This is a genomic window from Bacillus sp. XB1 (genome assembly GCF_053557995.1).
In genome coordinates, this window is sequence record NZ_JBNRIL010000001.1 from 2,655,088 (window position 1) to 2,680,499 (window position 25,412).

The window sequence follows — 25,412 nt, forward strand, 5'->3', positions numbered from 1 at the left end:
ACAAATGATTATCTTAAATATTCTAACTATTTTCAATATATTAATGTTGAGAAATATTAGTTGTATTTTTGAAATAAGATTTTATCAAAAATAGTAACAAACTCATATTTTACAGGGAGAGCACCGAAAGAAGTCTTCTACATATCAACTATATAAAAATCCCTCCGTCTTAAGACAGAGGGACTTTCTCATTCCTATTTCAAACTACCCGCAATCTCCGTAAAGATAACTCCAAGCGCATGTGCACCTGCATCAGGGTATCCTAAACTTCTTTCGCCAACTGTACCAGCGCGGCCCATGCGAGCTACGATTTCTTTCGTGTACTCTGCTCCTTTAACCGCTGCTTCTGCACCTTTTTCAAAGGCAGTTTTTACGTCTACTTCGTTTGAGGCGCTATCTAACCAAGAGTCTACACATGGAGCAAGTGCGTCAACAAGTGTTTTATCACCAACTACTGCTCCTCTGCCGAATGATCTTTCACCGATAGATTGGATGCCTTGCAGTGCTGCTTGCAGTATTTCAGCGAATTCTTTTACTGTTAACTCGCGCTTCTCGCCTGCTGCTTTACTAGCAGCGCGGAATGCACCGCCCCAAATTGGACCAGAAGCGCCGCCGCAATGTTCCATAATAATCATAGAACAACCGTCAAGGAATGATCCGATCGTTACATTTTCTTGTTCTACAATAGAATGCCACTCACGTTTTAATTGTTTAAATCCTTTTGCAACACTCATTCCGAAGTCACCATCACCTGCATGCGTATCTAGCTCACAGAACGGTACTTCATTTTTAATGATAATATCGCTCATTTTATCAACGAGATAAATCATGTTGTTTAATGTAATGACATTATCTTTAATAACAGCGTGTTCTTCCGCCGTTTCTAGTTCAAATGAAACTTCCTTCTCTTCTGTTTCTTCAAGTACATTTACATACTCTACACTTTCAACTGGTCCATCTACTTTAAACGCTGGTGTGTTACATTCTTTCGATAGTAATGTTTTTAACTCATCATCTAACTTCATTACAGTTAAAGACATACCAGCCATATCGATACTCGTCATATAGTTGCCGACGAATACTCTATTAATTTTAATGTTTCTAGCAGCTAATTCTCGCGTCACTGCATTGTTAAATAAGTAAAGTTCCTGCAGTGGTGTTCCGCCAAAACCGTTAACTAGAAGTGCGATTTCCTCGCCATCTTTTACTCCTAAATCTTTTACAAGGTCATTTGTCATACGGTTCGCTAGTTCATCTGCTGACAACATTTTTTCACGCTTAATTCCTGGCTCGCCGTGAATACCTACGCCGTATTCCATTTCATCTTCCGCAAGTGTGAAAGTAGGTGATCCGCTCGCTGGAACTGTACAAGACGTTAACGCTAAACCAATTGTGCGCACGTTAGCCGCTGCTTTTTCTGCGACAGCTTTCACCGCTCCTAAATCCATACCTGCTTCCGCTGCTGCGCCGGCAATTTTATGAACTAAAATAACTCCTGCAACGCCGCGGCGTCCTACTGTATACAGACTATCTTCTACCGCAATATCATCGTCCACTTTTACGTAGTCGACTTCAATTCCATCTTCTTTCGCTAAATGCGCACCGTTTTTGAAATTCATAATATCGCCGCTATAATTTTTAATAATTAATAACGTACCTTTTTTACTAGCTGTTTCTTTAATTGCTTGGTATACCTGAATTTGTGAAGGAGAAGCAAAAACATCTCCGCACACCGCCGCATCTAACATTCCTTTTCCGACTAATCCTGCATGTGCCGGCTCATGGCCACTACCGCCGCCACTAATTAACGTTACTTTGTTTTCGTTCATTTCTTTCTTCTTAATAACTTTATATTTTTTCAAAAGTTCAAGCTCTGGGTGAGCCATAACCATTCCGTTACACATTTCCATTACTAATGTTTCTGGTTTGTTTATAATCTTTTTCATTGTGATTATCCCTCAATTCCTTTAATATATTGTGATATATTTGAAATCTTCTTCTTACTACTCATGTTAAAATGAAAGCGTTTTATAGTAAACGGACAAAATGGACAATCTGTCTAAAGACACCGCTCTCATTTATAGATAGGATTTTTATATTACTAACATTCTAGGGATGATTCAGATGACCTCTTCTATAATTTCTAAAAAGATAATCGCGAACTCATTGAAATATTTAATGGAAACAGAGTCGTTTCATAAAATATCAGTGAGCGATATTATGTTACACTGTCAAATGCGTAGGCAAACTTTTTATTATCATTTTAAAGATAAATTTGAACTATTAAGCTGGATTTATAGAGAAGAAACGAAAGAAAATATTATAGACTTTCTCGATTATGAAAAATGGGAAAACATTTTTGATTTATTATTTGATTACTTTTATGAAAATCAAAAATTTTACCGAAATGCTTTTAAAGTTATTGAGCAAAACTCGTTTAATCACTATTTATTTGAGCATACGAAAAACTTATATATGAAGATTATTGATGAACTATCTGTAAGCTGTGGATTCAGCCTTTCTGATGAGACAAAAAATACGATTGCCTCCTTTTATAGTCACGGCTTCGTTGGAACAATAAAAGATTGGATTGAAAGCAAGTGCGAAGTAGATCCTTCCATTATGTCTTCTCTTATGAAAAATATGATAAACAATCAATTACTACTATTACTTGAGCAATCAGCAAAGTAATTAAAGGGTGGCAAAAGCAATGAAAAAGATTATGAATGATGTACAAAATATCGTTCAAGATATGCTGCATGGCTTTTATTTTGAACATAACGACAAAGTAAATTACGACGAAACAAATAACATCATTTATGTAAAGGATATCGAAAAACTAAAGCAAAACGTCGCGATTATAAGCGGCGGTGGTAGCGGACATGAACCCGCTGATATTGGCTATGTAGGAAAAGGTATGCTTACAGCGGCAGTAAACGGCAGCATTTTCACTCCGCCTACAGTGGAACAAATTGTAGCGGCTACTCGCCTCATGCCAAAAGATAAAAGTATTTTATTCATCATTAAAAACTTTAAAGATGACGTTGAGAACTTTCTAGCGGCTGAGCAGATCGCTAAAGAAGAAGGAAGAAAAATTGACCATATCATCGTAAATGACGACGTTTCAATTGAAGATGATGCTTCTTTTAATAAAAGAAGACGCGGCGTCGCTGGTACTGTTTTCGTTCAAAAAATACTTGGTGCGGCCGCTCTTGAAGGCCATTCTTTAGAAGAACTAACAACACTTGGCCGTTCTATCACTGAAAACTTACACACATTAGGAGTTGCCCTTTCCCCTGCCAACGATCCAGTAAAAGGAAAAGCTTCATTCACATTAAATGACGATGAAGTGTTTTACGGCGTCGGCATTCACGGAGAAAAAGGATATCGTAAAGAAGCACTATCCTCTTCTGAAATATTAGCAATCGAACTAATGAACAAACTTAAAAGCATTTATCGCTGGAGAAAAGAAGACAACTTCGCTATCCTCATTAATGGACTCGGCGCAACTCCATTAATGGAACAATACATTTTCGCAAACGACATTCGCCGTTTGTTTGAACTGGAAGGATTGCAAGTCACATTCGTAAAAGTTGGTACACTGTTAACTTCTTTAGATATGAAGGGTGTTTCGCTTAGTTTGCTTAAGGTAGAGGATTTGGATTGGGTGAAGTGGTTGAAGGTGGATGTTAGAGTGGGTAATTGGTAAGTAAAAATTATGATGATAAAAGCCTTTAACTATAACAAGTTAAAGGCTTTTTACAAATTGAAATATCGCACGAGCGTTCAAAAGAAATTCGTAATTACCTCACTGGATGATTACAGGTCTTCCAAATAAAGCTGGATGATAAATTAACATTGCACCTACAAATGAACACACTAAACAAAAAACAGCCTCGTATTTTATGACTAAAGGAGAGTTCGTATCAAACTCTTTTTCCTCTCTTTTCAATATCAATTTAAATAACGCTGTATATAATACTTTATATAATACATACCCAACAATCGCTCCGAGGGTATTCGTAAATAAATCATCAATATCTGTAATTCTATTATTTAGTAATTGATTTAACTCAATTGCCAATGAAAAAAGGAATCCCGCGCATACGGTGTTTTTCATTTTTCTAAACTGCGGCCAAATAGTCGGTAATAAAAAGCCGAACGGCATAAACAGTACAATATTTAAAAGATACGTCGTACTACCTGCCGTATCAAATAGAGTCAAGTTGATTTGACTTACACGAATCCACGTTTCATATCTACTTATATCCCATACAGTCGCGATTTGCGTCACCTTATACACTAGCGAAAGATAGAATAGAAAAATATATACCCATAGAAAATGCCGAATAGATATGTTTCTTTTCGCTTTAAAATAAAATCTAATTTGAAACAAAATACAAAAAATTATAGTAAAAAAATACGTATACAAATAACTAATCAAAACTCCTGTATGCATGTGGAATCCCCTAACTTTACATTTTCATCTATTATTTAAGAACTGGTAATTTGTTCATATATTTAATCTTCTACTTTGTCTTCGGATATCAGGGATATACTAAAAATAAAAAATCCCCACTCCTTCATTTTCAGTCTCCTCCTTGATGTAACTTGTTTATAGGATAGGAAAAACTTTTAAAATAAAAAGTAGGGTAAATATAAAATTTTTCTTAAATTTTATGTTAGTTTTTATTATTACTCTTATTAGGAATCCGCTATTCGTTGTTAGGTAACGCCATGCTTACACCTATAAAAGTATTGAATTACTGAAGAATTCTGTCCTCAATATAACAGCAGATTCACATCAAAAATGTAAATCCTCATTTCCTTCGTATTTTCCTTTATTAAGTCTTTTTCTTATGAATAATTCTGCCAAAATTAAATTAGGTACCCATGCTAACCAAGCAATAATAGCGTAACTAAATTCAAACCGCTCTATTCCAAATAGAACTATAAACAACGGTAGCCAAATTCTTAATGTAACTGCTCCAAAGGTTAAAGAATAATTTCTAATCATCCAGTTCCGATGCTCTTTAATTTTTTTATTCTTAACTCTATGTAATGCTTGATATGCTGATGCTAGCCAAAGTATGGATAACAAACCAAAGCCTAGCTTCGCTACCAATCCTCCCGTAGCATAAAAAGATAGGTATAGTCCAGAAACGCCTCCTAATAATATACCAACCATGTAGATTCTCCCAACTATTCGATGACGGTTGATATTCCTATCTCTAAATTTAGTGGATAATGTGAAAGGACCAATTACTAATGCTACTATACTAGTCGTAATATGTATAAATAACATACTATACCAGAAATCACTTAATTTAGATCCAAACATAAGCTTCGCTTTTACAAGCCCTGTTTGAAATCCATCCATAATAGAATATTGGACAACAATATAACCAGATACTAAAAGAGCAAAAAAAGTGAATACAAACCAAATTTTTCTGTTCATATTTTACTGCCTCCCCATTACATTCACGAAAATTAGATTATATATTACTGTTCATTCTCGGGAAAAATAAAAAAGCCTTCTAGCGAAATGAAGTGACCTCCGAAAAAGGGACATTTAATAGATTAAGATTTCCAAAAATAATGAATATATATGTTATATTGTTAGACGTACTGAAAAAGCTAAACAGTACAGCAATGGGGATTTTTCTAATGGATATGTTACAACAAGTAATAGATAAATTTAAAATGAGTAAACTCTTAAGTATATCATTCTATACTTGAGAGTTTACCCATCTATCCCTTCTCATCCCTCATACTGTAATACCCCAAATTAATAATAATCAAGAAATACCCACCCATAATTCCAGCTGCAAATGTCCACATGAATTCATGATGTTCAATTTCATACATAATAATCGCGCCGAGTATTGCGGCTGCGAACCGATTTATCATTCCGAGCATCGGTGCTTTTTCTTTTTTTACAATGCTATCTCCGAACTTTTCAATACGCCTTCCTAAAATCCAGGCGCAGTACATACTCACCAAAAGGCCAATGCTTATCCCGACAAACTGGGCTGAAAAAGGTGTCACGAGCCATCCCAATAACATTACGCCTAGCAAACAATACATTTGTATGTTGAATGATCTTAATGCCATACGAATCATGTTATTCTCCTTTATCTTTCTCATTGTAATTCCGTATTATCAATCCAAGCTTTCAGAATCCAAGCTTTCAGCTATATCTTTTTTAAAATGAGGAAATTTGATTTTGCTCACCATTAAATACGCGAGTACGCTTGTACCAAATGCCACGGAAACTGGATTATTTAGGCGACATAAAATGAGGAGACACATCGCCGCGAATGGAATGGGCATTCCGATGAATGTTGGGAGTTTGCTTTGCTGTGTGTTAAATCTCGCAAGCCGAAGCATTCCGCAAATACTGTAAGCGAGCGCACATATCATCCCGATAAACTGCAAATCTTTTAAAGCGACACTATAGGCAAGAATAGATGGTGCCACACCGAAGGTCACTAAATCCGCAAATGAGTCTAACTCTCCGCCTATTTCCGAAGCAGCATCTAGTTTCCGAGCGACCATACCATCAAACAGATCAAATACCATACCTGTAATAATGAACATAACTGCACCATGCATATCGTCAACGAAAACAGCATGAATAGCCAAAAGCCCACACACAAAATTTGCTATCGTAATCATATTTGGTATGTAACTCATCACATGCTTCTCCTCCTTTCTACTAATTGCTTCATCTAAGTTCTTACTCATTACAATCAAGATCCTTCTGCTTTTCTTCCAATATCACTTTATTTATTTTCGTTAACGTCTCTGTCATTTGCTGCAACGCTTCAATATCAATTTTCGAGAAATACTTCTCAATTAATACATCATCTAACTTCGACAATTGCTCCATATACTTACTACCGTTTGGACCAAGTGTAAGAAAATACTCCCTTTTATTATTCGGATTCACTTGTTTTGAAATCATCTGTTGCTTTTCCAATTTCGATAAAACTTGGCTCACCGCACTTTTCGTTATATTAAACGTATTCGCAATGTTATTTGCTGTCGTGTTTTCATTTAAATGAATATGAAATAGCATGCTCTCTTGCTGTCCAGTAAGACCAAACTCATCCTTTAAATCTTGAAATAGTAAAATGTAGAGTTCCGTGTAGGCTCGATTCATTTCATTAATTACTTCTTTATATGATCTCGTCATAGCGTTCTTCCTCCAGTCACGCTTTTATATAGTTTAGTTAACTTAACTAAACTATATTATACCTTTATGTTCGTGTAAAGGGAAATATAGCTCTACACTTTACTCACAATGATACAAAAAAGAAGACACTCTTCTAAAACAAGTTTAGTCGCTTCTGTCTCACTGCTTTCCTCATCCAAATACTTGGTAAGTGATTCTGAATAATCAAAAAGAAAATCAATTAAATTCCATATAGACCCATTACTGGTTAAAATGTTATAATGGAATCACCCTACATAGTTACTCATAGCCAGACTGAGGAACTAGCGTCTTATTAAGTAATGCGCATAACTAAAATAAAAAAGACACTTTACGGTGTCTTTTTTATTTATATTCATTGCAATTATCTCTTTTATAAACAAACTCTATCAAACAGTAAAGGAGACTAACAGATGGAACATCCTGTTGCAAGAGAATTACGTTTTATACGGGTATGTCTTATCATTTTGATTATTGTCATTGCATTCTGGGATCGTGAGAAAACTGTGGAAATTACTGATCACGGTAGCGATCCTATCTTAAACACCAGCAATATGACCCAAGTTGGTGAGAATACATTTGCATACAAAGACGAATCGAATCAAATTAAAATATTTAAGTTTAATCCAGATACAAATGAAATAAAATTAATAAAAGAGTTTTATGCTAACGAATATTAATTACATGAATTAAATAATTCAAATCTGTAGAAGACACTTTAAAGTGTCTTTTCTTTATGAACTACAAAGTATGAGGCCCCAAGTCATTAGCTGCAATTACGACTAAGGCTTTTACTATATAAAAAATAAAACATAGTAAGAATAGAATACTCACTTAAATTATTTTTCACTTCACAAACTACATCCAAAAAGTTGGATAACTTCTTTTACTACTCATATTATTAATGAATAAAGCAATAACTACAATAACAACGGAGCCAATTAAAACTGGTGTTACTAAATAACTCCAACTATTTGCCCCTAAAATTACGATAATCGGATCGGCGCCTGCCGGAGGGTGCGTCGTTCTCGTTAACATCATAACGGCTATTGCCATCCCCACTGCTAAAGCAATTGTCCAATATTCATTCCCAAACAAATGATATATTGATAGACCGATGAAAGTTGAAATCAAATGTCCTCCAATAATATTACGCGGCTGAGATAATGGCGCATTCCAAACTCCAAATGCTAATACACAACTCGCCCCAAATGGAGCCATTAATAATTCTGTAGAGGTTATGCTCGTTAAATATGTTAAAGTAATAATCGTTAAAAATCCCCCTAGTAGTCCTGTTAAAGAGTCCTTTATATTTACTTGTAATGGACTTCTTCCTTTCCCTTTCATTTTTGTAAAATAGCGTACACTTATTGGTTGAGGATCTTTCTGCTTAGTTGCTGTTATATTATCCATCGTTCTCCTCCTTTATTTACCAACAATTATAACTCGACATAACTAACCTGTAAATATCAATTTTAGAGGTTAGTTAAAGAATAAAAAAAGAATCAACTGTTATAAGTTGATTCTCTAGACTTCTTCAAATTTTCGATCCTGAAATTTTGCTACCTTTTTCCGGTTCCCACATATTTTCATAGAACACCATTTTCGTTTCCCACTCTTATCTATAAATAATAAAACACAGTCAGGATTTGAACACCTTTTAAGGAAAATAAGCTTATTTTCTGCTATTAACGTTAAAGCATCAAATGCAATTAACGATGCGAGTATATCCTCGATTTCTCCAACCGGGATAGATACTAGCTGTTGTTCAATGATTTTATATGTAAATGGTGCCTTCTCAATTTGTTTTTCTAAATACGTAATAAAATCATTAGAAATCTCTTGTTGATCAGCAATTGCCTCAAACTGTTTTCTCAGTACTTCTCTTACCTCTAATATGCTAGATGTAACTTGATTCGTGCGCTCTTGAATCCTTATAAATGTTTTTTCATTCCAAAAAGGAAGATTAACCTTTATTACATGTAGCCATTCTAATACATCTTCATTTGTTATTAATAAATCATAACGTTGTCCACGCCTAACTAGCTCTGTATTTACTAAATCTAATGAGAGATTTCCAGATATAAGCGGGAATTGTTTTTTGTCCTGCATGTACTCATCACCTTCTCTTTAAATAATCATATTCCAAATTAATACAGCAGTGCAACTTTTTTATAAACTACAAAGTATGAAGATCCAAGCCTTTAGCCATAATTACGACTAAAGGCTTTTTGTATGTAAGTAAATGAAAAAGGAGCTAATTTTATGGAACATAATAAAAATGGAATACTTGCTTTAATTGTTTTATTTTTAGGATTAGTGTTTTTTGTTAGTGGAATGGTTTATCATTTATGGGGCTCATTTTAATTTCAACTTTTAGACGGATAAATAACTCGAATCAGAGAAATGCACAATATTTTCCCTTTTCCTTCCAAAATTAATATAATAAGATATAAAATGTAATACATATAAAGACAAATATATAGCACTCATTAAAGTGCTTCTATTTTGGAAGGAAGAAACGATGAACAAAAAGTTATTAGCCCCATTATTATGTAGCACATTCTTGTTTGGAGTATCAGCTTGCGGTTCACATGATGCGCCTGCGAAAAATGAGCAGGCGACTTCTAAAAAAACAGAGAATGACAAACTTAGCAGCAAGGATTCGCAAAAAGAACTTCCTACCAATGTAGATTCCTCTGATGTATACATGTCAATGGGATCTGCCGAGTCATTAGATGTTATAGGGACTGGAGAAGTTAAAGCACAAGGTGTCTTTAAAGTATTAGACATCGCAGTTTATAATCGTAAAGAAGAACCCATTACACTAGATATTAACAACTTTAAATTAATTGATGGATTTGGAAGAGAATATCACATTTCCAATGAATATCAATCCGTACTTAAAGCTGCAAATACCTCTACATTTAAATTTGGTATTGTTAGCCCTGATGAACATTCGGACGGAAACATTGTATTCGATGTACCGAAAAACACGCGAGGATTAACTTTAAAATTTAATAATGATAAGTTAGATAAAGAGCTCCAATTAAAAGTGGAATTGGAATAGGCAAAATAAATACGTCTTCCTTAACATTCTCTACTAACATAAAAAAGTACAGTCTTTTCTACAGCAGACTGTACTTTTTTATTTTTTATTTCACATAACATTCCCTAATTTTTTTGACTAGATGCTCTCCAATCACGAAAAGATGTTGGGCGTCCAGAAAAAGCTCTTTGCTTTGTAACAGATGGTTTTTCTTCAGGAGTCATTGTTTTTTCTTTAAGCGTCGCTGGTTTTTCTTTAAGCGTCACTGATTTTTCTTCAAGAATAGTCACAGCTGTTTGCATTTTCTCTAACTGTTCTTTCAGCAATTGTTGTTCAATCTTTAAATCCGTAAGTAAACGTAAAATCATCTCAGAATTAGCCATAAGATCCTCCTTCCCCCAATACACAGAATAAAATACAATATGTAGAAGACGAAATGCCGGTGACAAAAATAAGGTCGTCAACTCTTTTTAACTTCCAAAGTCCTTTTATTTTTTTAAGGACCTGCTCCATTCATCCTTAAAAACATAAAGTAAATTAAATCCATTAATAAATGGTCTTTATGGAAGGAGGAGTTAATATGGGCTATGGCGGTAGTTGTGGTGGAGGCTGTGGTTTCGGCGGCGGATTTGCCTTACTTGTTGTGCTCTTCATCTTATTAATCATCGTTGGCGCTAGCTGTTGGGGCGGCGGATTCGGCTGCTAAGGAGAGGCACTCTTGAGAGTGTCTTTTTTTTAATATGTGGCTCGTATACATATTGCTCAAAATTTCCGTTCTAGAAGTATTATAATATTAGCTTAACATGTCAGTTCCCCCTAATTAATAGGTGGTTCTAGCCTATAGAATTCTTTTAAATATAAAATGAAACTATATTTCTCAATGAATAAAACAATTTAACATGGTAAAATAATATTTGGATGGGAGTCCAATATATTATTAAAATTAAGATGGTTCAAGTCGAAGGAAGGCACCTTAGGGTGTCTTTTCTTTTTTATAAATAATTATAAATTAAAATTGCAAAGGATGCTTACTACTTACAAGGAACATTTTCTTCCGTACAACTATTTATTTGAAACTAATTACTATTATAAATATAAAGAAGTTATGGATAAAGTAGTGAGGTAAATAAAACAAAATATAGATTTAATTCCTGTTTCTCAACGAGGTACCACCAGCATTTTCAAAAAAATACGCTAAGCAAAAAAAATAATCAGCTGTCCATATGGACAGCTGATTTACATCATTACATTTCTATTATTTATCTTACCACTTGTACAGATACTGGTTTCCACCCCTGATTTTCTACCCAATCAATATTAACCTTATATTTTTTATTATTTTGCTTATCTCGTACATTACCGTAGGCTTTATTATTACCATTATTCCCAATAAAATCGAAAATCAATTGGCTCTCTGGAACATCAACAGCATAAGAAATTGCTTTTTTCATCTCACTCCAATCTACTGTTCCTTCTTTAAATTTCATTTCAGGTTTTGCTCCTTGCTCGGTACCAATTGGCTTCCAAGAAGGATTAGTTTGAGAACCCTTTTCTTGAGATGCCGTTTTTTCTTCCTCATTATTTTCAGTTCCGTTCGTTTTTACCGATTTTTCTGTTTTTGATTTCTCTTCTAGCTGTGCTGCCTCTTTATCTTCATTTTTCTTTTCTTCTATCTTTGCTGCCTCTTTATCTTCATTTTTCTTCTCTTCTATCTTTGCTGTTTCTTTATCTTCAGTTTTCTTCTCTTCTATCTTTGCTGTTTCTTTATCTTCAGTTTTCTTTTCTTCTATCTTTGCTGTTTCTTTATCTTCAGTTTTCTTCTCTTCTATCTTTGTTACTTTCTTTTCTTGAGCAATTGCTTTCGTTGATGTATTAGAAGGGGTAAACAATTGGTATGTCACTATACCAACTGTCACTAATACCAAAGTAAATGCAATATTAAAAATTGCCTTTTGACGACGATTCTGTTGTTTTTCTTGAAATCTGCTTACTTGTCCCATTCTTCAAACCTCCGTGTTTACTTTCTCCTCTACTCTTTATGTATTATCCCTAAAATTCTTAATATTTTTATTAAACAATAGAAATAAACTACACTTTCCATACAGGATTTCATATCATAATAAAATTTGTGTTTTTTCAAGTATCTGACATATGTTATTCAAAATAGTTTAATACATTAAAAATTGATAAGCTTCTGCACTTAAGAAACCTTCAATTTTATTCAAAGGTGATTCCAATTATGTCCATATTAGATCTCCTGTAGAAAGCTTTTTAACAATTAAACCTCTTCTTCCCTTATTTATAATTTTTAAATTAAATTTCCCTCTATAGTATAATAAAGATGTTTCGTTTTCTAATGGGGTATGTCGTAAAATCAAAAGGGATTTTATCTCTTTTACCTTCTTTTCAGAGTAAATTTCACCACTAGGGAATTCTATTATTCCTAATGTAATCTTTAATTCGCTCTCATCGAAAGGCCACTCCTTATTAAGTTCCCTTATCTTTTGTATAAAGCTTCTTTTGGTTTGTCCTATATATAGCAATGTTACACTCTTAGCACATACTCTAGAGATTGCAAATATCCCCTTCTTAGAAGCTTCTTCCCTATTATAAAAATCATTTATACTATACATTCCATACCATTTAATATGTACTGTTTCTATGAATCTCACCTCATTTTTAGACAATATTATAATTTCTGAATGTTCAAATTATAATGGGCGCATAGTCCTGATTACTTGAATTATAAATTGTGCTTTTCAATAATACATTTTATTATTACTAATTTCAATAATACAAAAAAAATACAATATTATAGTTTAATTACAAAACTTTATAAAAAAACAAAGTGATGTCGTACCAAATATTATATTTTTTCAATATCAGACTACCATGAACAAAAGTTAGAGAGTTATGGAATAAAATATAATTTGTATGTACATACATTTCTTTAAAAAGAAGTTTTGTAGTTTGCAACTGAATTAAAAAAACATAGATTTTTATGACTCTTTTGGAGATATACCAACGTGGAATCTTTGATATGCACGTTACTATACCGAACTTTCGGTATAGTATTTTTTTGCAGCTCCTTGATTTTTCACCAAATACGTATAAAAAATCAATAGTAGGAAAATAAACTGCTGGCTAAAAGTTTACTTTCGATAAAATAAAAAAGGATCTGCAAATCTGCAGATTCTCCTGATAATGATTATATAAGTATAGTATCATCCATTTATTTGACTATTATTCGGAAAGTATAAAACTGTTCACTAGATAGCAGAGTATTTTTACATATTGTATTAATTCCTTCTTCAAAAATCCCCCCTAAAATAAAAAATACGCTATTCTTTCTGTAGAATCATAGGAAAGGATGGTATTTTTGTATGTCTATTTCTGTATTTGATGAATTATAACTATTTGCTCAAGAAATTCAAAGCTTTTTATGGATTTTCTTTTATTATATCGGTTTCACATATTTCCTCTAAACTCTCTAATACTTGATTTTTTAATTCAGCCATTTACTTATTTTCTATGACTTCTTATTCTTTTTCTTTTATAGGAATCATTGCAAGAACTGTTAAATCTGCATTCGTTAAATCTTTTATCACTTGATGAGAAGCAAATACCGGTAGCGAAACAATAAAACCATCATCTACTTTTGTAATATCATTATGTGTAACATACTCCAGAAATACTTTATTTGCAGCCGCTACAAATTCTTCATCGCCTGTTCCATCAGGGTATGATACACCAATTTCCCCTAACATAATATAATATTGCTTTTTAATACCAGTCATATCCATTGGATCAATGGATTGGATTTTGTAATTTACCATTCCAGATTTCACTTTTCTTTCAGGAATATCTAAGTCAAAAAACTCTCCAGCTTCTTCTAAAATAATATTGATATCTTTAATTGTTGTTATAGCATTAGTTGCTTCCTTAAAAAACATGAGTTGCTCTCTTGATAAAACAATATTTTCTTCCTCTTTCTTAAACTGTAGATTTTCTAAAATATCTTCTATTTCTTCTACATTTTCTAGAAAAAACATATCATTCTCCATATGAGGAATTAATTCTTTTAAGTTTATCAAATACATTTGTGAATATTTTATATTCATCTCTTTCATTTCACGTAATTTGTCTAGAAATTTTAATACCTTAGCTTTACGATATGTTTCTGCCATCATTTTCACCTCTCGTTACATTTTGTATACAATTCGTATACATTTCGTATACATTTCGTATGCAGATTGTATACGAGGCGTATTGGATTTGCAAGTATTAATTTTAAAATACAAAATTAATTGGTATTGTTTAAAAATTTTTATTATAGCTATCATGAATTTACTAATACAACTCCACCTATAAAGGTTACGATTCTAAAAAATATTAGATTTTCAAATATTCTTCTTCGCCTGCTGAAACTCTTACAGCGAAACGGACGAAAATCCCCATCGATACAGGGAGAAAACAGTCTTTAATATATTAGGTGTCGTTTACAATTGGACCATGTCTGATAATTAAGCCGCTTAATTTTAAAAATGAAACCCGTTAGGATTTATTTGATATGCAGAATCCCCAATGATTTGCACTGGTTTTTAGAATAAGAAAAAATCCCTTCTGAAACTGACCTTTCTTAGCCTTAGCTTGATAGCAATGTGGCGGTACCCCTCAATGAACAAAAAAATTAACATAGTAAAATAGTATTCGGATGGGAGTCCAATATATTATTAAAATTAGATGGTTCAAGTCGAAGGAAGGCACTTTAGGGGGGCTTTTCTTTATTTTCAAAAGAACCTACTCCATTCATTCTTAAAAACATAAAGTAAAGTGAACCCGTTAAAATACATGAATGAACCTTAGTTTTAATCCTCTTACCTAAAGGAAGAACTATTATGTGCTATGGTGGCAGTTGCGGAGAAGGCTGTGGTTTTGCTGGAGGATTTGCTTTGCTTGTTGTACTCTTTATACTATTAATCATTATCGGATGCAGTTGCTTCTGCTAAAAAACTATTAGAAAGGACACTCTTATATGGGTGTCTTTTCTTTATGAAAAATATCTATAACCTTTTTCTTATGACTTTTAACATCAATAAAGGGTGATACAAACTATTACATATGTTTGTACCACCCTTTATTGATGCGTTTAGACTTCACAGTTGTTAAAGTTTTAGACTTCTCCCTTAGTGTACCCATATTATTAGAACATCCTGTAATCTGTAGACAAAATGTAGCTAATAAAAACAATATTAATAATTTCTTCAATAAATCCTCCTACATGCATAAAACACCATATGTTACAAAACAAACATAACATCAACTCTTTATAAAAACAATATAATCCTCATTCCTTAAGCTATCTCTTAACATAGGAGTACCGCTACATATTCATACAGCTAAAATTTTTAAATATCCTCTACTTAAGGAATTTGTAAGTATCAAGTAAGAAAAACGAGAGCTTTGCTTCGTATAATCAAAATATAAAGCGAAGGAAGAAAGATGATTTCTAGGATTAATATGCATGTAACAAGAGAAGAAATCTACATTTTTTTAGAATAATAATATTAGTATGTCCAAGTTTTGGAGATTGCTTGCAAATATTTTGAAGTTTTCGCACCAGAATTCTAATTACCATACCTGTTTTGTACCATCACATATTGGAGGTTGAAACATGAATAAAAAAAAGAAAATACAAAAATCAGTCCTTACCTTTACCCTACTCTTTTCTTTAGGCGTTTCATCTTTCCCGCTTACAACAACTATTCACGCAGATACACATGAGGAACAATCTGCTGAAAAGAAACTAGTCTCTTTAACGGAGCGTACATCATTATTTTTTGAATATCTCCAGAAAGGTAAGTATGCAGAGGCACTACAGTTGACGTCTGCTGCTTTTCAATCCAAGTTTACAGCAACCACATTACAAAACTGGTGGACACAAAGTGGCTGGAGCGGGATAAAAAGTATGGGAACCCCCGTGATAAAAGAACGAAACTTGGTCCATCAGACGGTGGAAATTCCAGCAGATACCGAAGGAACTACCATACCGCTACTCCTTAAATTCACACCTGGCGGGAAAGTAGATGAAATTGGAGAAAGGCCACCCGAGGAATCTTATACTATCCCGCATCCTAGCTATGATCAACCTGACTCCTATCAAGAACGTGAAATCGTCATTGGAAATTCTACCTATCCGTTACCAGCGACATTAACAGTTCCGAAACATAAGCGTGGTGAAAAACTGCCCGTAGTTGTTCTTGTTCATGGTGCTGGCATCCATGATCGCGATAGCACATATATGGGAACAAAAATCTTACGAGACATTGCGGTGGGCCTTTCATCCAACGGAATTGCAGTGTTGCGCTATGAAAAACGCACCTTAGAACATGCATTAAAGATGAGTACAGAACCTGTTACGTTAGACCGTGACACTACAGATGATGCTATATTTGCAGCAAAATCAGCAGCGCAGCAGGAAGGCATTGATCCAAATAATATTTTCATTCTTGGACATAGCCTAGGAGCTGGCACAATGCCACGTATACTAAGCAAAGCACCTTCCACACTTGTCCGAGGAAGCATCTTACTCGCACCACCTGCACGCCCTTTGACTGACATTGCTATTGATCATTCTCAATACCTTGGGGCGTCAAAGGAAGAAATCGATGAACTAAAAAGACAGGTCGCTTTTATTCAGGATCCTACTTTCAATCCCAATCATCCTCCAGCTGGCTACAATTTTGGGTCACCTCATTTTATGTATGATGTTTCTAGGTGGCGTCCAGTTGAAGAGGCAAAATCACGAAAAGAGCCTTTACTCATTCTGCAAGGAGCACGTGATTATCAAGTAACAGTAAAAGATGAATATACAAAATGGCAGAAAGGACTTTCAAACCGCGGGAATGTTCAGTTCAAAAAATATCCGAAATTGAATCATTTCTTCACGGAGGGTGACGGGGAATTAAGCCTCCCTAGTGAATATGAAATCCCTGCTAACGTTCCCGAATACGTCATCCAGGACATTATTACATGGGTTAACGAGACAAAAAAATAAGCAAACATCAAAAGCCTTCATGCAATCATTATTGCGTGAAGGCTTTTTGAAACTAGTGATTCAGAGATAGCTATTATAATGCACCAAAACGAGAATTATATTTTTCTACGTACTAAATAAAACGCTAAGGAACCCATAATAACAGGTGCAACGAAGTCAAAGAAATGTGAAAAAGTAAAAGTAAAAAGAAAAAGAAATGGTATAAGTGTATAGATAACTGCTAGTCCTATAAATAAAGGAATTCCAAATTGAAACTCTCGACATCGTTTAATTTTCCTATATAAAACTTCCCCAAGTAAACAAACTATGAGAGCTGGTATACTACCATAAGTGACGATAGTTTTTATGAATCCATGTAAAACGTCCGGGTGAATAAAGCTAGGATTAAAAATATATGAAATTAAGAACCATCCAAAAATAAAAGCAAACAGACTTGCAACATAACTAACTACAAATTTTATCAAAGTAAGCAACGTAATCATCCCCATAATTCCCCAATATTATCTTCATTGTATCATTTTCTCTTAAAAAGATTCCAAAAGGATTACTTGCCCTTCAGCTTTCTTTTTTAGAGCTTGTTCAAGACGTATTTTTTGATGTTATTTTGTATAAAAAACTTTTGCTATCAACCTGTTCTGTTAGGTTGATAGCAATGGGATGCCGCCACATCGCCATCAACCTTAGGGCGCTAAGAGGTTATATGTGAGGATTATTCCTTTAAATTTCTACGACTGTTCTAAAGATAGGCATAACAAATAAACCTATTAACTGGGCATTTTAAAAAATATTATGCAACCTTGAAACTTTTTGACAACATATAATCATACACAACACCTAAAATATCAAAAACGGTTTTCTTTTCATACCGATGAGATTTTCTCCCGTTTTTCTCTAAAAGGTAAAACAAACGCAGCAAAACTTTTAATAATTCATGGATGCTCTTTTGTAGTCCCTCATAAAACAATTGATAATAATTCTTTATCATATAGATAGATTTGTATTCACTTAACTCTTTCTTTTTCTTATCCAAGAGTAACTGACGCATTTTGAACATCGTCGATGAACAGAGTAAAATACTAATGAGTTTCCCATATAAATGGCATTCTAAGCGTTCTTTCTTAATTTCTTTGCACCTGTCAATTTGAAAAAAAGATTTCCATGTTTTGAACAAAATTTCAATTTGCCAGCGTAATGAATACAAGTCATGGATATGTCCCGTTGGAACATTTTCTGTAGAAAGACTCGTAATATACACGTTGATCCCACTCAACCGTTTACTTCGTTCTTTGTAGGTAATACCTTTCTTCTTTTCTTCTTTTCTTTTTTTGCTTGTTCCTTCAACCTTTTCTCTGTTTGTTCTTTTGTTAATCGATGAATAATAACACGAGCTGGTAATTTTTGATACTGTCCAATGTGTGCCTCTGAAATCTCCGTTGTTTGAACAGGGGACAATTGATTGATGAGTTCTTCCATATCTAACTGAATATAGAGTGTCCCTTTCTTCTTTCCAAAATCAAATCCACTCACATGTTCTGATTCACATAAAAATGCTGGTTAAATTCATTAATAAAACTTCATTAATAATGACTGTTACTGATATCGGAAGATTAATGGGTATCTTCCGTAAAGATAAAGCTACTGTATCTAAATAAAATAGGCACTCGAAAGAGTACTTTTATTTTTTCTCAATGATCAATATTAATTAACGTAGTAAAATACTATTTTGATGGGATTCCAATACATATTATTAAAATTAAAGCGGTTCAAGTCGGAGGAAGGCACCTTTGGGTGTCTTTTTTATGATTAGCAATAAGTTTTAAATTTTGCAACGACATCCAACGAGCTTATGAGGGGCTAGACGGACGGCAGCAAGGCCGTTTTGCAAAACATTACCAATTTATCCAATGAGGGCTTCGGCTCTCTTTTTTTTACTCTTTTAAACTAGAACCTTTTTATACAACCTTCATAATATAATATGGGACAACCTTAAACTCTTTTTTGAGAGGAATGATTAGATATGGCAGATTATTTCTGTAAAGATGGAAAGAAATATTACAAGAAAAAAGATAAATCATGTAACTCTTCAAACTCCAGTAACTGTTTCATAGAGACATTTACAATTTTCGGCTCTGAAACTACCCCTACAAGTCTTGAAATCCCACCCGGTTCTACAATTACCCTATTTGAAAATTTTACAACTAATCACAATAAAACTCTAATTCGTTTTAGTTTTAGCCCTGTATTTGCTTCGTTTGTTACATTGACTATTAGAACATTTAATTCCACAACCCCACAAACAATTACATTAACACCAGGAGATAGAAAAACTTTCTTATTTGAGGATGTTCAAAGTATTACTTTCTCAAATGCCACTACAGCTAACGCTGAACTTAGTCCATTATTTATCCAACAAACAACATGTATTTGTTGTGGTGAATCAAATTCATATTACTATGAGAGTAGTGACCATGGTTATTAGTAGTTATTATAGAGGGCTTCGGCTCTCTTTTTTTATTCACAATTTCTAGTACAATTAAAATAATTAAGAAACGTATAGGGTACCCCGTCCAATCTCAACCGCTGAAGAAAAAGAACTGATTGAGAACATGTTGTTATGTTCCTTATTATCTGAAGAAGAAATACTAATTACATATTATGAAGATGGCTATTTACTCTCTAGCTATATGACTGTTGTTAATATTGATCCACCAAATAGCGCTGTTTTATGTACCGATGCTTTTTATAACAAGATAAAACTGCAATTTTCTAATATAATAGATGTTAAATAACATAGGTTTAGATTATTTAAAGGAGTGTAAAAATACAAGGGAATCATCTTATTTTTTGGAACTAACGCACCCGTTAGCTGAATAAGGAAAAATGACTTTAGTAACTTATTTTGAACTTTCTCCTATAATTTCTAGTATAGAAACGGAATAATTCGCCAAGTCTTGGACTGATATTGTTTATATTGTTCACCAAATAGTGTAACAAGGGTTCTCTCTTCAACTTTTATACGATACGAATACGCAAGAAAAAATAAAAAGATATTTATGATAATGGCAATGAACGAAGATGAAGATATAGCAAACCCTAAAAAGGTCAGAAAAGAACCTAAATAACCAGGATGGCGAATATATTTATACAGACCGCTTTGAATTAACTTATGTTCTCCCTGCATTCCGACGTTCCTACTGTAAAATCGCCCTAATGTATTCATTGAAGAAAATCTAATCCATACACCAATTAGCCCAACAATAACACCAAAAAACAGAAATGAATTAACCTTATTTATTGTAAAGAAATATATAATCTCTGGAATGGTTATCATCAAGGCTAAAACTGCTCCGATAAAAAAACTAGAACCACTATTTTGTTTTTCTTCTTTAACAGGTGAACTTCTATAAAATTCTAATAATAAGTACAAAAAAATAGGCAAATATGCTATAAAAAACATAATTCTCTCTCCTTTCAATAAAAGTGTCGAATGATTAACCTATTTATTTTTATCAATGAGGTCACGCAATTTGGATGACCCTAAGATCATATCAACACAGGTTCTTTTATCAATCTTTATTACAAATTATCTATCTTTATTATAAATAATCGAATTTTATTTTAAATCTACACCTATTATCACTCTTACAATCTACTATCACCTTAATATGGTATTAAGTTTATAAAAATATAAAATTTAACATTCCCAAAAGGTACACCTTTTGATACACACCCCTACCCCACATTAAAACCACATCTCCCGATAGATTTGATAAAAACTATTATTTAATATTAGTAAAAAATAGAGGATATTGCTCTAATATCCATCGGTAAATTCTTATCATTTTTCCATTGAGAGTTATGGCTATCTTTTTTATTCCCATTCGACACGATATGACAATATACAGATGTTTATTTTAATAAGATTGTCCAGAAATATTACATTATATATATCTTGGAGGAATTAAATTATGAGCAAAAAATTATTAATGGCTTTAGCATGCAGCGTGTTACTTATGGGATTGGCTGCTTGTGGTTCAAATGATAAAGCAAATACATCAGAAGAACCAAAACAAGAAACTAAAAAAGAAGATGAACAAAAGAAAATAGAAGAACAGAAAAAAGCCGAAGAACAAAAGAAAATAGAAGAACAGAAAAAAGCCGAAGAACAAAACAAGCTGAAGAGCAAAAGAAGTTAGAAGAACAGAAAAAGGCTGAAGAACAAAAGAAACAACAAGAAGTAGCTAGAGCAAAAGAACAGGAACAACAAAAAGCTGCAGCTAATACAGCACCTCAGCAACAAGCTGCACCTAAACAAGAGAAAGTTCACTTTGCAAACTGTACAGATGCAAATAATGCTGGTTACTACGATATAACTCCAGATAGCCCAGCTTATGCTTCGCATTTAGATCGTGATGGCGATGGTGTAGCTTGTGAACGAAATAAAGGACATAAAAAATCTAGTAAAAAACATTAGATTTAAGGATAAACACTCTTATGAGTGCTTTTTTGTTTCCGTTCGACATAATATGACAATATTAGAATTGATTGTTTGCTATGATAAGCTCGGAAATCTTACATTTTACATAATTAAAGAGATTATAATGAAACGAACAACTGAATTTGTATTAGGTCTTATTGATGGTATTTTTGGCCTTATTTTCGCGTTTATAGCTTTAATGATCGGTGGATTAATGGGTATCTTCCGTAAAGGTTAAGGTAAAGCTACTGTATCTGCTTAAAATAGGCACTCAAAAGAGTACTTTTATTTTTTTATTAAATTATCTAATACATCTAAGATTTACAGGAGGAATAGCTTTGACACTATTTAAAAAATTTTTAATTGTCGTCTTAATATTGACGATAATGTATGCTGCAATTTTGATGGTTACATATGGTGCGCTTTATGAAACAATTGGAGAATTCCCAAGCCTCACATCTAGAACGATTTTCCATACCATGTTTATGACGTTCACTTACACTATAATTATCGGGATTTATTATTTAATTAAAGGATTTATTAAACTCTTATTAAAAAAAACAGCAAAAAATCATTTCGTTTTTTCAGGATTACTAATGTTAATGGCAATTATTATAGTAGGTATATCACCAGAAAAAGAACCTATGAACCGACTAAACTTTAATGAACAAATCGTTGAAGAAAATGAGGTACTTCACAAAAACATAAAAACATTAGAAACAGAAAATAAAGCTCTTGATGATCAAGTGAAAAAGTTAGAAGAAGAGTTAACAAAGCAAAACAGGTCTAAAACAGAGGGATCTCCTGCATCTCAAGTTATAACACACGAGAACCCTAATAAATCTGTTCCGCCATCTACAAATGAGCCAAAAACTAACACAGCCGACTACGATAAAAACGGTAATTATAAACCAGTGGACCAGATGACACCTGAAGAAATTAGAAAAGAAGCTGAAGGAATGCTAAAAGAAGCATTAGAAAGAGATGGAGTAAAATAACAAAATATAGATTTTGTTCACTTTTACGATACATTTATGAAACATTCATATGTTACGTTATATAAGTCCTTTTTTGAATCATTTTCATTCTGTCAAAAAGTCCTAGCCCCTCTAGGGCTTTTTACGTTCAAATAAAGAGGTATACCAAATTTCTCAATGTACAATACAACTTAACATGGTAAAATAATATTTGGATTGGCGTCCAATACATATTATTAAAATTAAAGTGGTTCAAGTCGGAGAAAGGCACCTTTGGGTGTCTTTTCTTTATGCATAAAAAAGCCTTATCTTCCTATAAAAAAGATAAGACCTTTATATACTACCTATTATCCGGTTCATCAGTTTCATAACACATTTAGCTTCTCCAAAAAGACCACCAGTGTCCTATTCTCCACCATAATACGCATACTTCCCAGGTGAACCATTATCTCGTATACTTGGATATGATTTTAGTTTATATTCATAAACCTAAAACATAAAAATATAACCAGATTACCATGATTAGAATTCCCATAACAGTAACTAATAGGAGTTTACCATCCGCACCTGTAATAACTTCTTTTAGATTTTCTTTTGCTTGTTGTTTCTTTTCTCCACTTGAAAAAAGATAAATAATGAAATAAGTAACCACTAAGAAGAATGAGAATATTATATCTATCATTACTTATGTACCTCCCTAATGCGTGCTATTAATTTCCTTATACGTTTTAAACTAAGATATCTGAAATCATAATGTTAATAAATATATCCCCCCGATTAAAAGTGCCGCAGCAAAGACTAATATTATTATTCCATCAGGACTATTAAGAATTTCTTTTATATGTTTTTTTGCTATTTGCTTAGTTTCTCCACTTGAAAAGAGATAAACAATGGAATGGAGAATTAGTAAGAAAAACGCCGTAACTAACTCTATCATGGTTTATGTACCTCCTAATATATATGTACCTTTAATTATCTAGTAATTTTCTTGCACCTTGTATCAGCCTGAGTAACTGGAATGTTTAGTTCAATAAAAACCAAATGATAAAAATTACTCCTATAACTGCTAAAGTTCCAAAAAAACCTACCAACATTTTTCCCTCAGGACCATTAATAAGCTCTTTTAAAACTTCTTTTGCTATTCGCTGACCTTTACCACTTAAAGTTATTGAAAGAATAAAGAATATTACCACTAATACAAATGAAAAAATTATTAGTTCCATGACTTGTATACCTCCCTAATATATGTTCGTTATTAATTAACCAATAATTGCCTTATACATTATACCAACTAGGGTACATAGAAGTATAACAAATTATTTTTATAATTTAATTTATTAATTGTTACCGTAGTAATAAAGGATAGTCCAAGGAGGAGTAAAGCGCCTTAGGGTGTCCTTTCTTTATTTCCAAAAAGGGTATCGAGGGACTAGCCTTTTCTAATTTGAAAGTAAACTTTTGAATATAAATTCAAAAAAAAGTTTGAGTTCTATACTTCTTACCCCATAAATAATTTAGTTTTCTTCCAATCATTGACTTGAGATTCACTACTAATAGAACTAATTATTTTTAAATCTTTTCATATTAATTGTATAGTTTAAATATTCAATTAAATATTTATAAATAAATTCAAATGTTAGAAAATACAAATAATATGGTATTGTTATTTATGTAATATTCATTCCAAAAAAGGGGGATTTTTCATGTTCAAGAAAGTAATAATTGGAACATTAGCAACTGGAATTATGTTATCTGGTGCTGGAGGAGTATTTGCGGAAACACCTACTGATACAGGTGTAAAATTAAAAACGATTGATAATAAAAAAAGTTTTGTTAAGAAAAAAGAAAAACAAGACTTTCCTGGTTACAAATCAAAAGGGGAAATACCTACTGTAAAAGAGTGGGATGGAGTGACTTGGTATTTAAAAGGAGCAACTGAAGTAAGTAAAAATTCATGGACAGGACATTATGAAGGATGGCGAACAAGTAATAATTAAGAAACTTTAATTAAGTTTTCCAAGAAAACAAGTAAACAAATAAAAAGAAGACCGAACTAGATTGTTATTCTAGTTCGGTCTTCTTTTTATTTTAAATTCATTAATAATTAATTTTTTCATATCACTATAAAATACCATTATTAACATCCCTAATATAGTTATAAATAAAGAAATTCCTTCAATGCCATTTTTCAAAATTAAGATGGTTCAAGTCCCAGGAAGGCACCTTTAGGGGTCTTTTTTTATGAATTTAAAGCCCACCTATTTCCTTAGGTGGACTACTTGTGATTTTACACAATTAAGTTATAGCAAAAGCATTTATATCGAAAGTAATTAATATTAACTTTGTAACCCTAATACCCTAATAATCTCAATTGTTTTATTATCTTTTATTTTAAAATAAAGCCTTTTCCCTATACGTTCACTAATTACAATATTTCCAGAGGCTAATTTACGCAAATGTTGTACAATCAAATCTTCTGTAATTTTTGTTTGCTTACTTAAATCAGAAACTGACAACGATCCATATGTAGTCAATTTACAAACAATTGATAATCGAGTAGAATTCCCTAATAAGCCTAAAACTTTTATACTTTCGGTATAGAAACTAAAATCCATCTGAAAAACATGTAACAGATC

28 protein-coding genes and 4 pseudogenes are annotated in these 25,412 nt (G+C 32.8%); 12 read left to right on the plus strand and 20 right to left on the minus strand.

Translation table 11 applies throughout. From position 1 onward, the window contains the following. Nucleotides 1-194: 194 nt before the first annotated feature. Complete coding sequence (dhaK, locus tag ACK1U5_RS13610) at nucleotides 195-1,946, minus strand: dihydroxyacetone kinase subunit DhaK (protein ID WP_113710767.1); 1,752 nt, start codon at nucleotides 1,944-1,946, stop codon at nucleotides 195-197. Nucleotides 1,947-2,124: 178 nt separating this feature from the next. On the opposite strand from dhaK, the gene dhaS reads away from it, so the two are divergent. Both dhaS and dhaQ read left to right on the plus strand, forming a co-directional pair. After that, nucleotides 2,125-2,691 carry a dihydroxyacetone kinase transcriptional activator DhaS gene (dhaS, locus tag ACK1U5_RS13615; RefSeq protein WP_000204212.1) on the plus strand — a complete coding sequence of 189 codons (567 nt, stop codon included), beginning with the start codon at nucleotides 2,125-2,127 and terminating at the stop codon, nucleotides 2,689-2,691. A gap of 19 nt (nucleotides 2,692-2,710) precedes the next feature. Then, complete coding sequence (dhaQ, locus tag ACK1U5_RS13620; protein ID WP_044584198.1) at nucleotides 2,711-3,709, plus strand: DhaKLM operon coactivator DhaQ; 999 nt, start codon at nucleotides 2,711-2,713, stop codon at nucleotides 3,707-3,709. Between the two features lie 99 nt (nucleotides 3,710-3,808). On the opposite strand, the gene ACK1U5_RS13625 is transcribed toward dhaQ, so the two are convergent. The 5 genes from ACK1U5_RS13625 to ACK1U5_RS13645 form a co-directional block, all read right to left on the minus strand. Continuing rightward, nucleotides 3,809-4,459 carry a VanZ family protein gene (locus ACK1U5_RS13625; RefSeq protein ID WP_003312683.1) on the minus strand — a complete coding sequence of 217 codons (651 nt, stop codon included), beginning with the start codon at nucleotides 4,457-4,459 and terminating at the stop codon, nucleotides 3,809-3,811. Between the two features lie 345 nt (nucleotides 4,460-4,804). Beyond that, on the minus strand, nucleotides 4,805-5,458 hold the full coding sequence (locus ACK1U5_RS13630; RefSeq protein WP_003312690.1) for a DUF2306 domain-containing protein: 654 nt from the start codon (nucleotides 5,456-5,458) through the stop codon (nucleotides 4,805-4,807). Nucleotides 5,459-5,751: 293 nt separating this feature from the next. Further along, nucleotides 5,752-6,123 (minus strand): ATP synthase subunit I, encoded by a 372-nt coding sequence (locus ACK1U5_RS13635; RefSeq protein WP_000620606.1) that lies wholly within the window; start codon nucleotides 6,121-6,123, stop codon nucleotides 5,752-5,754. Nucleotides 6,124-6,162: 39 nt separating this feature from the next. Continuing rightward, entirely contained in the window at nucleotides 6,163-6,747 is a 585-nt protein-coding gene (gene pssA / locus ACK1U5_RS13640; protein WP_113710768.1) for a CDP-diacylglycerol--serine O-phosphatidyltransferase, read from the minus strand. Beyond that, nucleotides 6,740-7,198, minus strand: coding sequence for a MarR family winged helix-turn-helix transcriptional regulator (locus ACK1U5_RS13645; RefSeq protein ID WP_000198626.1), 459 nt, complete (start codon nucleotides 7,196-7,198; stop codon nucleotides 6,740-6,742). Before ACK1U5_RS13645 ends, pssA begins: the two co-directional genes overlap by 8 nt. A 431-nt stretch (nucleotides 7,199-7,629) precedes the next feature. Between ACK1U5_RS13645 and ACK1U5_RS13650 the strand changes: the two genes are divergently transcribed. Next, nucleotides 7,630-7,896 (plus strand): YmzC family protein, encoded by a 267-nt coding sequence (locus tag ACK1U5_RS13650; protein WP_000400965.1) that lies wholly within the window; start codon nucleotides 7,630-7,632, stop codon nucleotides 7,894-7,896. Nucleotides 7,897-8,074: 178 nt separating this feature from the next. Here the strand turns inward: ACK1U5_RS13650 and ACK1U5_RS13655 are convergent, their stop codons facing one another. Together ACK1U5_RS13655 and ACK1U5_RS13660 are read right to left on the minus strand one after the other, a co-directional pair. Then, a complete protein-coding gene (locus ACK1U5_RS13655; protein ID WP_048567718.1) occupies nucleotides 8,075-8,629 on the minus strand; it encodes an HPP family protein in 555 nt (184 codons plus the stop codon). Nucleotides 8,630-8,743: 114 nt separating this feature from the next. Beyond that, nucleotides 8,744-9,328, minus strand: a complete 585-nt coding sequence (locus tag ACK1U5_RS13660; RefSeq protein WP_003312696.1) for a CGNR zinc finger domain-containing protein — start codon at nucleotides 9,326-9,328, stop codon at nucleotides 8,744-8,746. Nucleotides 9,329-9,740: 412 nt separating this feature from the next. Here ACK1U5_RS13660 and ACK1U5_RS13665 point away from each other — a divergent pair, with 412 nt between their 5' ends. Further along, complete coding sequence (locus tag ACK1U5_RS13665; protein WP_003312697.1) at nucleotides 9,741-10,286, plus strand: DUF4352 domain-containing protein; 546 nt, start codon at nucleotides 9,741-9,743, stop codon at nucleotides 10,284-10,286. A gap of 104 nt (nucleotides 10,287-10,390) precedes the next feature. Here ACK1U5_RS13665 and ACK1U5_RS13670 read toward each other — a convergent pair whose 3' ends face one another. Beyond that, a complete protein-coding gene (locus tag ACK1U5_RS13670) occupies nucleotides 10,391-10,648 on the minus strand; it encodes a hypothetical protein (protein ID WP_000013694.1) in 258 nt (85 codons plus the stop codon). Nucleotides 10,649-10,845: 197 nt separating this feature from the next. Here ACK1U5_RS13670 and ACK1U5_RS13675 point away from each other — a divergent pair, with 197 nt between their 5' ends. Beyond that, nucleotides 10,846-10,971 (plus strand): YjcZ family sporulation protein, encoded by a 126-nt coding sequence (locus ACK1U5_RS13675; protein ID WP_000540377.1) that lies wholly within the window; start codon nucleotides 10,846-10,848, stop codon nucleotides 10,969-10,971. Between the two features lie 553 nt (nucleotides 10,972-11,524). Here the strand turns inward: ACK1U5_RS13675 and ACK1U5_RS13680 are convergent. The 3 genes from ACK1U5_RS13680 to ACK1U5_RS13690 form a co-directional block, all read right to left on the minus strand. After that, nucleotides 11,525-12,265 (minus strand): YrrS family protein, encoded by a 741-nt coding sequence (locus ACK1U5_RS13680; protein WP_000532034.1) that lies wholly within the window; start codon nucleotides 12,263-12,265, stop codon nucleotides 11,525-11,527. A gap of 237 nt (nucleotides 12,266-12,502) precedes the next feature. Further along, complete coding sequence (locus ACK1U5_RS13685; RefSeq protein ID WP_002100802.1) at nucleotides 12,503-12,937, minus strand: hypothetical protein; 435 nt, start codon at nucleotides 12,935-12,937, stop codon at nucleotides 12,503-12,505. A gap of 867 nt (nucleotides 12,938-13,804) precedes the next feature. Beyond that, complete coding sequence (locus tag ACK1U5_RS13690) at nucleotides 13,805-14,455, minus strand: hypothetical protein (protein WP_030023572.1); 651 nt, start codon at nucleotides 14,453-14,455, stop codon at nucleotides 13,805-13,807. Nucleotides 14,456-15,163: 708 nt separating this feature from the next. Here ACK1U5_RS13690 and ACK1U5_RS13695 point away from each other — a divergent pair. Both ACK1U5_RS13695 and ACK1U5_RS13700 read left to right on the plus strand, forming a co-directional pair. Beyond that, nucleotides 15,164-15,274 (plus strand): YjcZ family sporulation protein, encoded by a 111-nt coding sequence (locus ACK1U5_RS13695; RefSeq protein ID WP_074596601.1) that lies wholly within the window; start codon nucleotides 15,164-15,166, stop codon nucleotides 15,272-15,274. 665 nt (nucleotides 15,275-15,939) lie between these two features. Further along, nucleotides 15,940-17,322, plus strand: coding sequence for an alpha/beta hydrolase (locus ACK1U5_RS13700; RefSeq protein ID WP_001035259.1), 1,383 nt, complete (start codon nucleotides 15,940-15,942; stop codon nucleotides 17,320-17,322). 95 nt (nucleotides 17,323-17,417) lie between these two features. Here ACK1U5_RS13700 and ACK1U5_RS13705 read toward each other — a convergent pair whose 3' ends face one another. The 3 genes and pseudogenes from ACK1U5_RS13705 to ACK1U5_RS13715 all read right to left on the minus strand — a co-directional run. Next, nucleotides 17,418-17,804, minus strand: coding sequence for a hypothetical protein (locus ACK1U5_RS13705; protein WP_000631597.1), 387 nt, complete (start codon nucleotides 17,802-17,804; stop codon nucleotides 17,418-17,420). A 25-nt stretch (nucleotides 17,805-17,829) separates the two neighbouring features. Further along, nucleotides 17,830-17,951: pseudogene (locus ACK1U5_RS13710) on the minus strand (GNAT family N-acetyltransferase); the annotation flags it as partial. 158 nt (nucleotides 17,952-18,109) lie between these two features. Then, nucleotides 18,110-18,825: pseudogene (locus ACK1U5_RS13715) on the minus strand (transposase); the annotation flags it as partial. Between the two features lie 514 nt (nucleotides 18,826-19,339). On the opposite strand from ACK1U5_RS13715, the gene ACK1U5_RS13720 reads away from it, so the two are divergent. Then, nucleotides 19,340-19,801, plus strand: a complete 462-nt coding sequence (locus ACK1U5_RS13720) for a hypothetical protein (protein WP_000796355.1) — start codon at nucleotides 19,340-19,342, stop codon at nucleotides 19,799-19,801. Between the two features lie 67 nt (nucleotides 19,802-19,868). Continuing rightward, a pseudogene (locus ACK1U5_RS13725) lies at nucleotides 19,869-20,111 on the plus strand (YolD-like family protein); the annotation flags it as partial. Nucleotides 20,112-20,242: 131 nt separating this feature from the next. Here ACK1U5_RS13725 and ACK1U5_RS13730 read toward each other — a convergent pair. Beyond that, nucleotides 20,243-20,779 carry a methyltransferase family protein gene (locus ACK1U5_RS13730; RefSeq protein ID WP_000465022.1) on the minus strand — a complete coding sequence of 179 codons (537 nt, stop codon included), beginning with the start codon at nucleotides 20,777-20,779 and terminating at the stop codon, nucleotides 20,243-20,245. Nucleotides 20,780-21,290: 511 nt separating this feature from the next. Here ACK1U5_RS13730 and ACK1U5_RS13735 point away from each other — a divergent pair. Together ACK1U5_RS13735 and ACK1U5_RS13740 are read left to right on the plus strand one after the other, a co-directional pair. Beyond that, nucleotides 21,291-21,796 (plus strand): annotated as a pseudogene (locus tag ACK1U5_RS13735) (excalibur calcium-binding domain-containing protein). A 341-nt stretch (nucleotides 21,797-22,137) separates the two neighbouring features. Continuing rightward, entirely contained in the window at nucleotides 22,138-22,797 is a 660-nt protein-coding gene (locus ACK1U5_RS13740) for a DUF4064 domain-containing protein (RefSeq protein ID WP_000171870.1), read from the plus strand. Nucleotides 22,798-23,257: 460 nt separating this feature from the next. On the opposite strand, the gene ACK1U5_RS13745 is transcribed toward ACK1U5_RS13740, so the two are convergent. From ACK1U5_RS13745 to ACK1U5_RS13755, 3 genes are all read right to left on the minus strand, one after another. Further along, the gene (locus ACK1U5_RS13745; RefSeq protein WP_000565400.1) at nucleotides 23,258-23,458 is read right to left on the minus strand and encodes a hypothetical protein; all 201 of its coding nucleotides are present in this window, start codon (nucleotides 23,456-23,458) and stop codon (nucleotides 23,258-23,260) included. 66 nt (nucleotides 23,459-23,524) lie between these two features. Continuing rightward, nucleotides 23,525-23,713 carry a hypothetical protein gene (locus tag ACK1U5_RS13750; protein ID WP_000571721.1) on the minus strand — a complete coding sequence of 63 codons (189 nt, stop codon included), beginning with the start codon at nucleotides 23,711-23,713 and terminating at the stop codon, nucleotides 23,525-23,527. 85 nt (nucleotides 23,714-23,798) lie between these two features. Continuing rightward, a complete protein-coding gene (locus tag ACK1U5_RS13755; RefSeq protein WP_000420155.1) occupies nucleotides 23,799-23,999 on the minus strand; it encodes a hypothetical protein in 201 nt (66 codons plus the stop codon). 480 nt (nucleotides 24,000-24,479) lie between these two features. On the opposite strand from ACK1U5_RS13755, the gene ACK1U5_RS13760 reads away from it, so the two are divergent. Continuing rightward, nucleotides 24,480-24,773: an LCI fold-containing protein gene (locus ACK1U5_RS13760; protein WP_000475232.1), complete on the plus strand. Its 294-nt coding sequence runs from the start codon at nucleotides 24,480-24,482 to the stop codon at nucleotides 24,771-24,773. Nucleotides 24,774-25,112: 339 nt separating this feature from the next. On the opposite strand, the gene ACK1U5_RS13765 is transcribed toward ACK1U5_RS13760, so the two are convergent. After that, nucleotides 25,113-25,391, minus strand: a complete 279-nt coding sequence (locus ACK1U5_RS13765; RefSeq protein WP_016109355.1) for an ArsR/SmtB family transcription factor — start codon at nucleotides 25,389-25,391, stop codon at nucleotides 25,113-25,115. Nucleotides 25,392-25,412 lie beyond the last annotated feature (21 nt).